Consider the following 12408-nt stretch of genomic DNA (forward strand, 5'->3'; position numbering starts at 1 on the left):
CCACCTCACAACGCAATAGTGGCAAAAAGCTGCCGTTGTAATGTTTTCGTCATTTTTCCCTTTTATGCTGCCCGCGTCTCATTTCCAGGGTAGCTGTAGGAATATGAATTCCGCCCGTCAGGATTCCACCCGTTGGAGCCGTCTTCTTGCCGGCGCGCTTCTCGGCATCGTTTGCACCGTCTCATCATGGTCGACCGCGGCGCAGCCATTACCGCTTCGCACAGATGGCAAACCGGTATTGAGTATCCATGGCTCCAACACCATCGGCGCTCAGCTTTCCCCGCTCATGGTCGAAGGCTTTCTCAAAACACATGGGTTCGAGACCATAAACAGCCGGACTGGCAGTCATGAAAACGAACGTATCATTATTGGCAGACGCGCCAACGGTGATCAGGTTCGCATCGATATGGCGGCGCATGGATCGAGTACCGGCTTTGCCGATCTTATTCATGGCGATACCGATATCGCTGCTGCCTCACGTCCTATCAAGGACAGCGAGGCACTCGAACTCAAGCGCTTGGGTAATGCACGAGATGCCAGATCCGAGCATGTCATCGGTATTGATGGCATCGCTATCATCCTGAACGCGGCGAACCCATTGACCACGCTCTCAACCGATGAGTTGGCCCGACTCTTTTCAGGCGATGTGAAGAATTGGAAAGACATTGGGGGCTCACTAGGTCCTGTTCACTTGTATGCGAGAGATGACCAATCAGGCACCTTTGATACCTTCAAGGAACTGGTCATGTCCTCTCATGGCAAAAGCCTTTCGCCTACAGCTACGCGTTTCGAATCCAATGACGAGCTATCCGACGCTATCAGCCAGGATCCATATGGAATCGGCTTTGTCGGACTGGCTGCTGTAGGCAAGGCAAAAGCCGTATCGATCTCTGACGGATCGGCGCTAGCTCTCCCCCCAACGGTTACCACCGTTGCTACGGAAGACTATCCCCTCTCACGTCGTCTGTTCCTCTATAACAAACCCGACGAGAAAAATCCGTGGGTAAATGCCTTCATCCGCTACGCTCAAAGTTCGGAGGGGCAAAGATGGGTCAGCAAGAGCGGATTCGTGGCTCAAGAAGTACTGGCGGTCCAGCCCGTCGTGCCGGCAGATGCGCCAGCGTTTTATCGTCAGCTTGCCGACCATGCGCAGCGCCTTTCGGTCAATTTTCGCTTCGCTGAGGGTAGCGCCACGCTGGACAACAAGGCCAACCTCGATATCGAACGTCTGATGACCTACCTCAGAGAAAATGACAAGCTCGACAAGAAGGTAGCACTGATTGGCTTTAGCGATACAAAGGAAGACTTGAAGCGAGCCGAACTGCTCTCCAAGCTACGCGCCATGGCCGTACGGCGGGAGCTGAACAAGGGTGGCGTGATGTTCCATGACATCGTAGGGCTGGGCGATGCCTTGCCTGTAGCAGCCAATAGTGATGAAGGCCGGATGAAGAACCGGCGCGTAGAAGTGTGGGTCTATTGACATGACGAAGCCAACCGCTTTGTTAGATTCAACCCTACCTCTATGGAGGTGTGACGCCGGGCCCCTCTGACGATCACCCGATCGCCATGTCGGAGTCACCTAACGACATCGACAGGATCGATCATGCCCGACGCATTTGATTTCCTGACTACGCCCTTCATGGGCGCCGCCGCTTGGCTGTGGCTGAGCTTTCTTATCATCGTACTCTTGCTTCTGATCTTCGATCTGGGTGTCCTGCAGCGCAATCATCACGAAATAGGCATCAAGGAGAGCCTGGTGATGTCGGCAGGCTACATCTCGTTCGGGATCGCCTTTGGTGGATGGATCTGGTACGAATTTGGTGCCACTCGCGCCCTTGAATATTACACAGGCTATCTGGTCGAACAGTCGCTTTCGATGGATAACGTCTTTGTCATGGCGCTGATCTTCAGCTTTTTTCAAATTCCGCGTAAATACCAGCATGAAGTCCTGTTCTGGGGTGTACTCGGCGCCATTGTCATGCGTGCCATCATGATTGGCGTTGGCGCTGCGCTGGTACAACGCTTCGATTGGATCCTTTATGTATTTGGCGCGTTCCTATTGATCTCAGGAATCAAAATGCTCTTCAGCCGCCACGACGACCAGCCCGACCTGGCCCAAAATCCCATGCTGCGCTTCTTGCGCAAGCATATCCGCGTGACGGACCAGCTTCATGGTGATCGCTTTCTGATACGCAAGGAAAAGGAAGGCTTCAGCAAGCCCCTGGTCTACGCCACTCCGCTTCTCTTGGCGTTGATACTCATCGAAATGGCGGACCTGGTTTTTGCGGTGGATAGCGTTCCGGCCATCTTCTCGATCACCCAGGAGCCTTTTATCGTTTACACATCAAACATTTGTGCCATTTTGGGCCTTCGAGCGCTCTACTTTGCCTTGGCTGCCATGATCAGCCGATTCGCCTATTTAAAATATGCGTTGGCGTTGGTGCTCATTTTCATCGGGGCCAAGATCTTTGCACACTCCTTCATTGGCCCAATCCCGGCACCGCTATCACTGGGTGTAACCTTTGGTCTGCTGGTTGGTGGTATTGTGTTGTCGTTGTTCAAGACACGCGGACACGCCGAGCACTTAAAGACAGGCACCTCTAAAAACAACTCCGGCCCTTGGGGGGATCATAAATAACGGGTCCAAAGAATCTGGACCGTAGGCTGAGCCCGACCAATATCATACATAGCGCCACTGTTTGTCGTACCAGAGCCTTCCGGCGCATTACCGGGGGCCTGCTCGGGAGAAAAGGTGGAAGGCCACGCTGTGGTATCAATCGTGGTTGAGCCTCCAAGTTGTTGAATGCCTCCGCCTTGAGCGGCAGACGTAATCGTACCGTGGACCCGTGTGTTCCCGGTTGTCACAACGTTATTACCCGCCACTACGCTGCCATAAACATCGTTACTGGCTCCCAAAGTGACCGTCCCCCCAGAGAAAGTGCCGTTGAGGTAACCCCCCGCTAGCAGCGCCACGTTTCCTACAGCAGAGGGCTTATAAAGACCTTTTGCTATATCACAAAGATTCAAAGGATAGAGTCCAGCCAAATCCAGGCTGGCCGGAACGTTGTCTTCTGCGCGTCGCGTATTTCTACAAATCGGATCAAAGCCAGCATAATTGACAGCGATAGTTTTATTTTTGGCGGTAGTTGCTATGTTGCCCGTCGCAATAATGCTGTTGTAATAAACACCGCTCCCAGCTTGAACATCCCCTTGAAACCATAGGACACCTGGCGCAAGGCTCCAGCCAGAAAGCGACCACAATCCATCTCTGTAAGTTATGCAGCCATTAAATGTAGTTGCGCCCTGACATATCGTCTTATTAGGCTGAAGCGGAGCGGTACACATACCCTGAGCATTAACTTCGTTACAAAGAAAATCACGGTAACCTCTTCCGCCAGCATCCGGGTAATTTCCCAGGAGATAAACACCATTAGCAATACCACTGACACCTTGGACAGTTACCTGTCGCTGCCCAGTGGATGAGAGTTGAAATACATAATTGGCGTTGGAACGAAGTTGATAAGCGTCTACCTTACTCGTCTGCACTACTGTTTCTTTCACAGTTTGAACAGTAACGCGCGGTACATTGACCTGATAATTAATAGTCCGTACTACGTTTACCTTGGAATTTTTATCTACCGTGAGCGCACCGCCAACTGTTCCGCTTGCAACAAGACCAGTACTTGCGGTCAAAGCGCCTTGTCCATCGAGGCGGCTAGTTATCTCTCCTCGATTTATTATTGTATTACCCTGGGTTTTAACCGTCTGGACCGCGCCGTCATCAATTCGTATATCGCCAATAGCCGCTACAGCCGTACTGTTATTGGAACCGAAATAAGTAACCTTACCATTGGTATTGATTTCTCTGGCTGAGTCCTTACTTGTCCAAAAAACGTCTGCTTGACTATTGAGTGTCGTGATAGCGCCACTGCTTATATTGACATTCCCGGTTAGGTTCGCTGTCGAAATCTGACGCCCAGCCATATTAAGCGTGCCATTGGCGGTAACCGTTCCCGCGCTGGCATTTCCGGTTAGGGTTACGTTCTTGATAGCTGAGACAGTTAGTGCCGAAGCGTTTCCTTCCAGCGTCACGTTGCCGTTTGTCGTCAATGAACTGACAGAGACCGAGCTGCCAACCGTAATATCATCCGTTGAACTGATTGCATCCAGACCCGTGACATTACCAGAAAGATTGACCTTTCCTTTGACACTTATATTGGCCTGTTGCGGCCCTTCGAAACTGACAGACCCATTAAGGTTGAGATCTGTACTAATTCGGATGAGAGGCGGTACTGATGCAGGACTTGAGGGACTGGTCGCACCAGAAGCAGCTCCAGTCGTCGGGCCTGCACCCGTTGAGGTGTAGTCCAGCGGATTGACCTCAAAAATCGCTTGTACGATGGCAGTTGAGTCGGCTGCTCTACCCGTAATATTAGCTACTATGCGGTACTGATCGCTTTTGGGCTTAGTCTTGGACAATAGCTCTACCCGTAATCCTTCAGTTCCGCCTACAGCAATTTCTCCCGCCGCAAGCGCCTCCAGATCATTTGTAGATCGGTTTGTCAAAAATTGCCTCAGCAGCTCCACGCCTGTCCAGGCCTTCAACTGGGCTGGCGTTGTTGCATGAACCGCCAGCTGCCGCTCCTGCGTGCCTTGCACCATGTACATCATGCCTAGCGCTGCGATGGTCAGCGTCATTCCAGTCAGCAGAATGACCATCAGTGAGGCGATACCTCTTTGGCGAGCCGGAAAGCTAATCATGGCGCGAAATTCGACAGGCACGTGGTAAAACTAATCGTCAGCGGCTCAGGCTGCGGTTCCAGATCCAATACGGGAAAACGCACCTGTACCGCATGAACCCCTTCATTTGTACTAAAAGGCCAACATGTCGCTTCGACCACTTGCATATAGGCGCCCTGTGTATCGCTGCCCATCTCGTTGATCAGGTCAGCCGTGATCCAATCCAGCGATGCCCACACCTTCGCACTTGTGCATTTCATGGGTTTGAGCAGTACAAGCCCTGAGGAAGTCGAGACCAGACCGCTGCATTGATAGGCATCCGCGATCGGAGCAGCCGTAATGGTGCTGGCATTGAAGCCCCAGATAATCGCGTTTCCCAACGACCCTTTAATCGGGTCCGCTTTGGTAAAATCGATTACCGTTCCACCCGATAATTTGCGCACATTGTTTTCGTCTGCCTTGGACAGCACTGCATCACGGATGAAGACCAGATCCGTACCTAGTTGAGGTCGCTTGGTACCAGTCACCGGCAAACCAAACCCTGCCTGTTGCAAAGCGATCTGTGCAGTCAAAAGTCCCGAGGCTTTCTGCCCCTCCACCTTGGCCAGGCTTGCCGACTCTACACTTACACCTACCAGGGTCCGGTATAGCGACAACATCGCCAGTACGGTAATCAGCGAAATGACCATGCCTATCATGAGGCTGATCAGGTTGAATCCCCTCTGACGATTATCTGTCACAGATCGCCCACCTGAATGGGCAGACCAAATACCTCCTGGTCCATGGCACGGGTCTGTAGCATAACGTGTTGAGGAGACGCATCTACTGTGCGTCCACCCAGCGAAATAGCGCCCGACGTCGTCGTGCATTCCACATCCAGTGGAAATGGGGAACCATCAATGGGTGAATAGACAATGGCTTTGCTATTGGCGCTATTACCTGGACAGAGCGTTGTTCCATAGACATGCAGCAGGTTGCGCATTTGCACCACGATATAGTTCTGGATATGCAGGTCTGTTTGCGTCTGCTGAATACGCGTGGCGATATGAATCATGCCGATGCCTATGATTGACATCAGCAAGACACCTACTAGCGCCTCGATCAGCGTATCGCCGCGCTGACAAGACCTGCCATTAAATGATAGTGATCGGAAGCGCATCTTCTCGACCCGCCTTTACCGCCAGATCCACCGTGGCGCAATCAAGTCCCGACTGGCTACTTTGAAAAGGTAGCGCTCGGTTATCCAATGCGACGCACTGGAAGGACTTGTTGTCGGACTCGATGGTAACTTGTTTGGGTAGCGCACTGCTCCATACAACCTGGGCATTACCCACCTGCCCGCAATTAAAGGCGCTTTGCCCGGCAACTGGCTGGGCCAGCATCAAGGAAGTGTCGTTCAAACAGAGCAAGGCAGCAGGTTTGTCCGCTCCGACGACGCCCGCCGGGTTCCTCAATGCCATCGCCTTGGCCCGCGCAATTCCCTGTTGAAGAACACTGGCAGCATCACGCTGATGAGCACTGTTCAACCATCCCTGAGTCAAGGGAACGCCCGCCATCAAAAGAATGCTCATCACGGCCAACGTGACCATCAGTTCGATCAGGGTGAAACCCTTGGCCTGTTTTACCATGATGTCACTCCTGGGCACCCGGTCGCGGTACGCTCGTTCTTGCTTGTCAATGTAAGCGTACAGGTGCTCAACTTGGCACTCTTGCCACGGGCAGATACCGTATAGGCCGTATCGGTGACTTGAGTGATCATGTATTCGAAATCCGCACCCTGAGCAGGCTGCCATTTGCCATTGAACAGCGCCTGTGTGGCAGCTGTGGTCGTTGTAACCGGCGCAGAGGAATATTTCAGGGTACGCTGCCGCACGTTCTCCATATTAAGTCCAAGCGCCACAAGGTCGCCCTGCGCTGTCTTGATCTGGCTGCGAGTGACATACGAGCTGTAGGACGGAACCGCGATAGCCGCCAGGATGCCGACTATGGCGACCACAATCAGAATTTCGATAAGTGTAAAACCGCCGCTGCGGCGAGTATCGATATGCTTATGCATGTGTTTGAACCTACGTCTCTTTAACGTCCATGCACGATAATTCCGAACAGTGTTCGGACTTTCCCTGAACCGTTGATCGTTATACAGCCAACTACCAATACCTATTCAAATGCTGTGCCAGCTAAGCAAACTGTTGTTCTGCTTCAGGCTGGACACAGCATCAATAAAGGGCCAGAGCACCTTCAAACTTTATGCATATACGATAAGAGAAGCTGGTAAAGCGCCATGATGCAAGTCGTTGATGACAATATTCTGGCGCAAAGCTAGCGAAGCGGAAGACGCTGCCAGAAAACAGTCTAGCCAGAAGGACCCTTTCCTCAATCACATACTTACTGTTAGCTTTAACTTTATTAATTAAGTAGCTGATTAATCTGTATAAATTAGACAATCCTAGAAATTACTTTAACTTTTTAATCTGTGTTCTGAAATGAGGTATAGCTTTCTAGGCCTCTCATCCGATAACGCTTTAATACGGCAAATACCTCATGCAGTGGCTTACGTAACGAAACCCTGCTCAGCAGCGTCTACACGGTAATATCGCTTTATTGGATGCTTAGCTAATGATCCAATAAACAGTTCAAACATTCAGGAACGCTTTTGTTGTCCATGTCGAACACCGAGTCCCAATCACAGCGACCTTTTGCAATTACGCTTGTAGTCGTTTCAACTGTCCTCTTTACTTTCCTTGCTTATCTGACCATCGGGATTCCACTTGCGGTCCTGCCCAAATATGTGCACGACCAGTTGGGGTTCAACTCGGTCGTCGCCGGACTCGTCATTAGCAGTCAATACCTCGCTACGCTTCTCTCACGATCCCATGCTGGTAAAGTCATCGATACCATAGGCGCCAAGCAAGCTGTCATTTATGGCATGGCTGGATGTGGCATCAGTGGGACGCTCATGCTGGCATCGACGCTTTTACAGAACGCACCCTCAATCAGCTTAGGGTGTTTGCTGGCAGGACGCCTTATCCTGGGCTGCTCGGAAAGTCTTGTAGGCACGGGAGCCATCAGTTGGGCGATTGGTCGTACCGGGGCGGCGCATACGGCCAAGGTCATTTCCTGGAATGGCATCGCCAGCTATGGGGCCTTGGCCGTTGGCGCACCCTTGGGCGTCATGCTGGTCAATGGTCTGGGCCTACGGAGCATGGGTGTCAGCATTCTTTTGCTTGCCCTGCTAGGCTTCTACCTGGCCAGACCTAAACCTGCCATTGCAATTGTGCCTGGTAAACGCATGCCCTTTCTCAATGTGCTGGGGCGGGTTGCGCCGTATGGCATGGGCCTTGCCCTAGGCGGAATCGGCTTTGGAACCATCGCAACCTTCATCACACTCTTCTACAGCAGCCGTCATTGGGACAATGCGGCCTTTTGTCTGAGTGTATTCGGCTTTTTCTTCATCTGTGCACGCCTCTTGTTTGCCAATGCCATCAATCGACTAGGCGGATTTCGGGTAGCGATTGTCTGCCTGACCGTTGAGACGTTCGGATTACTGATGCTCTGGCAGGCCTCGACACCTTTCCTTGCGCTTGCAGGCGCAGCCCTGACCGGGTTTGGCTTTTCCCTGGTATTTCCTGCACTGGGTGTCGAGGCCGTCCGGCTGGTGCCAGCCGCGAACCGAGGCTCGGCGCTGGGCGCCTACTCAGTTTTCATTGATCTCTCATTAGGTATCACGGGTCCATTGATTGGGGCCATTGCAGCGAACTTTGGCTATCCCATTATGTTCCTAAGCGCAGCCCTGGCGTCGTTAATGGGCTTGGCATTGAGTATCACGCTGCTAAAACGGAATCCTAACGTCTGAGCCGGGAGGCCTTACCTACTGATGAACGCTTCAGAATCCGTTGCCATTACCTTGCGTATCGCCTCAATCGTCGTTTTCAGCTTTTTGACGTTTCTGGCCATTGGTCTACCGCTTGCCATCCTGCCCGGATATGTCCATGACACCCTGGGCTTTGGGTCGGTCATGGCAGGCCTGACCATTAGCATCCAATACATCGCCACCCTGTTTACGCGCCCGATTGCAGGCAAGATTGCTGATAGCATCGGCCCCAAGAAAGGCGTAATCGCAGGGCTGTTTGGCTGCGGCATCTGTGGCATCCTGACTCTCATCTCAACTCTGCTACAGGACTTTCAGGTTGCAAGCCTGGTGCTGCTTATCATAGGGCGAGTCTTTCTAGGATGCGCCCAGGCACTGATTGGTACAGGCTCGCTGAGCTGGGGCATGGGCAGTGTTGGGATGCAGCACGTCAGCAAGGTGATCTCCTGGAACGGGATCGCAGCCTACGGCGCCTTGGCCATTGGTGCTCCGCTAGGCGTTGCCATGGTAAGCAGCTTGGGACTCTGGAGCCTGGGTGTAAGCATTGTTTTACTGGCCGCCATCGGCTTGGCCCTGGCCTGGAATAAAGAGCCAGCTCCTGTCATTCCTGGCGAGCGCCTCCCCTTTCTTCGCGTCTTCTGGCGCATCAGTCCTTATGGATTGGGTCTACTGTTAAGCTCGATTGGCTTTGGCACCATCGCGACGTTCATTACGCTGTACTACGGCAGCCATGGCTGGCCTAACGCTGCCTATAGCCTAACCGCATTTGGTGCTGCGTTCATTTGCGCCCGTCTTTTATTTGCAGGAACAGTCAACCGCTTCGGCGGCTACCCCGTCGCCATTGCCTGCTTTATCGTGGAAACACTAGGTCTGCTGCTTCTGTGGCTAGCCGTTTCACCCGGCATGGCCATGGCAGGAGCCGCGTTAGCAGGCTTTGGCCTCTCGCTTGTTTATCCCGCCCTGGGTGTAGAGGCCATTGTAAAGGTCCCCGCCACTAACAGAAGCGCTGCGCTAGGTGCCTACTCACTGTGCCTAGACATGTCGCTCGGAATTACCGGCCCCGTAGCCGGCAGCATTGCCAATGCGTTTGGCTTCAACTCCATTTATCTCTTTGCTGCAATAATGTCTCTAGCCGGCCTTCTGCTGTGTCTTTATCTTTTCAAACAGGCGCAGCGTGCTATGGAAACACCTAACGCCAGGCAGGATCGGCCAAGCTAGGCTTACAGATGAAAGTATCCAGCTGATACGCATGTCAGCTGGATACTTTCGTTCAGCACACACTAACAACCTATGGCGTAAAAGCTTCGGGCCAAGTTAGCAAGATATTATCAATAATGCCTCGCATTACACATCAAGCACTTACTGTAGAACCCGTGCTCATCATCATGATGGCTTAACAAGCCCTCACAATGGATACACCCTCCATGCAGCCTTCCTTTTTTCCAGCGCAGCAGTTTTTGGAGGCGTGTTAACAGCCACGACAGACCTATCGACAAACTTACCAACCACATCATCAAGCTAATCAGCTTGGCAGTAATCGCTAGATCCAAAAGCACTAGCGCTTCAACGTTACCCGCCCAAACGAAAAGAACGATCGAAACAGCCTGGCCTACCAACAGCACTAATACAGGCATGGCAAAAAGTCTAAAACCCATAGAGCCCAACACGAATAAAAGACAATTAATGACTCCTTTGAAGATGCCTGGCCATACAAACAACCGGGACAATCTTATCGGGTAAGCCGAAACGTTGACTCAATGTCAATTTAACGGCCTCCTATCCCAAAGCTGAAATGAATATCAGACTCAAAGCATTCAACGCTACGTCGATCCAGGAGAGCCCATTATACAATCACCAGACGCTATCAAATGGCCACTAGTCTAAAAGCTTTGCCGCTGGTGCCATAAGGAGCCAACAGAGCATGGCTCCCATATCCAAGTGATTAATAACAACCCCTTCCGCACTTAAGCCATTAATAAAGCTTACGCCTAGGCTGCTTGTCTTGAAAAAGCCCCTACATCAGGCACCCGCTTAATGCCCATGTTTTTTAGAAATGGAATTTTCTATATAAATTCATATTAGGGCTTCGTAATTTCATTAATGACCTGAAAAACGCCAGCTTATATTTCTTACTCCACGATCCAAACACTTGAAAAAGCGACAAGCGGTCCATACAACCCAAACAATTGATATTGTTTTTAACCCTCTCGACCCCATATCTGTAAAGCACGACCTAGAACTTCGGAAATTTATAACTAGCGCGTAAGTTAATTATAAAGCACGCTTCTGACCGTTTAGATGTCAGCTTACTGAGCAACTCTCAACTTCAGTTTTCAGGAATGATTGAACGTATCGATGGGCAAACTAAAATAGTCGGCTTATACGTATGGACATCAGTAATGTATACAAAAGACCGCAGCCCTAGTGCTGACTGTGAGGTTTCGAATGGCTAGAGGTATCAACAAGGTTATTCTCATTGGCAATGTAGGTGCCGATCCCGAAATCCGCTATACGCCCAATGGTAACCCCATCACCAATATCACCCTTGCAACCAGCGAAAGCTGGAAGGACAAACAGAGTGGTCAGTTGCAAGAACGAACCGAGTGGCATCGGGTCGTCTTTTTTGGCCGGCTGGCCGAGATAGCCGCCGAATACCTTCGCAAAGGGTCACAGGTTTACGTAGAGGGTACATTACGCACACGAAAGTGGCAGGGCCAAGACGGGCAAGACCGCTACACGACTGAAGTTATCGTCGACATAAGCGGTACCATGCAACTGCTTGGCGGCCGAGGGGATAACGAACCATCGAGTAACCAACAATCCGGCAAACAACCCTCTGGGCAAGCCCGTAGGCCTACACAGCCGCAGCCCTCAACCCAGCCGGCTCCAGACTACGACAGCTTCGATGATGATATTCCCTTCTAAAGGCGCTTAGGCGCCTTTTCTTCTGCCATGTGATGGCTGGCTCTCAGTTCTTCAGGGCATACGCACATCGCTTCTCAGGCGGTGAATGATGTGTCATTCACCTTTTGAGCTAATTTTTTTCGCCCACTGTGCAGCGCTTTTAAATTTTTATGGTCATAGCTGGCAGATCAGCTTCATCACTTCGTTTTGTCGCCCAGCTGACTCACGCTTCCGCTCTATCTCTACTCAGCAAGGAATGCTTTATGACCCGCATACAACTTCGCCGTCGACTCATCTGGACAAGTTTTGCTTACGCACTGCTTTTTTATGCAGGGGTTATTTCTGTATTAGGCTTGGCTGATTTTGTATCCAGTTAGTGATAGTTAAGAGTTAACATTAGTCACACCTAGAGCCCCTTCCTCTTTCGTGCAATCTATTAGGCAAAGCACTTATGAGAAGTTAGCTACGCAACTAACTCAAGCTGTTCCACATATTTTTAAAAGACGCTGTTAATTGTTAAACAAGCACTAGCCAACTTCAAACGTTAAGAGTAAAAAGAGAGCGGCACCAAAATGCCATCATCCTTAGCGTATTCATGGAGCGAAACGTTATGAACGAGTCGTCAAAAGTAGAGACCGGTAATTTGCTGAGCTGGCTATTTCTTGCCGCTTTCAGTATGACAGTATGGTGGGCGTATGATGGAGACTCCTGTCTTGAGCAGTGTAGGCCATCGGCTGACATGTCATTAGCGGCCAATGTCAACGACCAACGCAGTGTTGACATGAGCCTGACGGCGAAAACAGATTTCGATGTTTCTCATCGTCGTTATCGCTGACCGTAAAACAAAGCTCCACTGCATGTGGAGCTTTGTTTTTAAAAGGCTTAATGATCGCTAT

General features: G+C 51.2%; 11 protein-coding genes. 6 read left to right on the top strand and 5 right to left on the bottom strand.

Going from position 1 to position 12408, the window contains the following annotated elements:
- Positions 1-103: 103 nt before the first annotated feature.
- Both AC4LF3_RS10285 and AC4LF3_RS10290 read left to right on the top strand, forming a co-directional pair.
- Positions 104-1480: a phosphate ABC transporter substrate-binding/OmpA family protein gene (locus AC4LF3_RS10285; RefSeq protein ID WP_286786715.1), complete on the top strand. Its 1377-nt coding sequence runs from the start codon at positions 104-106 to the stop codon at positions 1478-1480.
- Positions 1481-1603: 123 nt separating this feature from the next.
- Positions 1604-2638, top strand: coding sequence for a TerC family protein (locus AC4LF3_RS10290; RefSeq protein ID WP_312508175.1), 1035 nt, complete (start codon positions 1604-1606; stop codon positions 2636-2638).
- Here AC4LF3_RS10290 and AC4LF3_RS10295 read toward each other — a convergent pair.
- The 5 genes from AC4LF3_RS10295 to AC4LF3_RS10315 are packed head-to-tail and all read right to left on the bottom strand — an operon-like array spanning position 2629 to position 6796.
- On the bottom strand, positions 2629-4782 hold the full coding sequence (locus AC4LF3_RS10295; protein ID WP_491835238.1) for an autotransporter outer membrane beta-barrel domain-containing protein: 2154 nt from the start codon (positions 4780-4782) through the stop codon (positions 2629-2631). The two genes, AC4LF3_RS10290 and AC4LF3_RS10295, sit on opposite strands and share 10 nt — an antisense overlap.
- Positions 4758-5480, bottom strand: coding sequence for a PilW family protein (locus AC4LF3_RS10300; RefSeq protein WP_019365589.1), 723 nt, complete (start codon positions 5478-5480; stop codon positions 4758-4760). The genes AC4LF3_RS10295 and AC4LF3_RS10300 overlap by 25 nt, the downstream gene beginning before the upstream one ends.
- Positions 5477-5815 (bottom strand): hypothetical protein, encoded by a 339-nt coding sequence (locus AC4LF3_RS10305; protein ID WP_139272271.1) that lies wholly within the window; start codon positions 5813-5815, stop codon positions 5477-5479. The genes AC4LF3_RS10300 and AC4LF3_RS10305 overlap by 4 nt, the downstream gene beginning before the upstream one ends.
- Positions 5816-5873: 58 nt before the next feature.
- On the bottom strand, positions 5874-6368 hold the full coding sequence (locus AC4LF3_RS10310; protein WP_434134326.1) for a pilus assembly FimT family protein: 495 nt from the start codon (positions 6366-6368) through the stop codon (positions 5874-5876).
- A complete protein-coding gene (locus AC4LF3_RS10315) occupies positions 6362-6796 on the bottom strand; it encodes a type IV pilin protein (RefSeq protein ID WP_122042487.1) in 435 nt (144 codons plus the stop codon). The genes AC4LF3_RS10310 and AC4LF3_RS10315 overlap by 7 nt, the downstream gene beginning before the upstream one ends.
- A gap of 606 nt (positions 6797-7402) precedes the next feature.
- Between AC4LF3_RS10315 and AC4LF3_RS10320 the strand changes: the two genes are divergently transcribed.
- The 4 genes from AC4LF3_RS10320 (at position 7403) to AC4LF3_RS10335 (ending at position 12347) form a co-directional block, all read left to right on the top strand.
- Positions 7403-8593, top strand: coding sequence for an MFS transporter (locus AC4LF3_RS10320; protein WP_491835239.1), 1191 nt, complete (start codon positions 7403-7405; stop codon positions 8591-8593).
- 21 nt (positions 8594-8614) lie between these two features.
- Positions 8615-9826, top strand: a complete 1212-nt coding sequence (locus tag AC4LF3_RS10325; RefSeq protein ID WP_312270874.1) for an MFS transporter — start codon at positions 8615-8617, stop codon at positions 9824-9826.
- A 1227-nt stretch (positions 9827-11053) separates the two neighbouring features.
- Positions 11054-11533 (top strand): single-stranded DNA-binding protein, encoded by a 480-nt coding sequence (gene ssb, locus AC4LF3_RS10330; protein WP_010798402.1) that lies wholly within the window; start codon positions 11054-11056, stop codon positions 11531-11533.
- Between the two features lie 589 nt (positions 11534-12122).
- Positions 12123-12347, top strand: coding sequence for a hypothetical protein (locus AC4LF3_RS10335; protein ID WP_074826650.1), 225 nt, complete (start codon positions 12123-12125; stop codon positions 12345-12347).
- Positions 12348-12408 lie beyond the last annotated feature (61 nt).

This window comes from Pseudomonas sp. C2.3V, assembly GCF_058536325.1.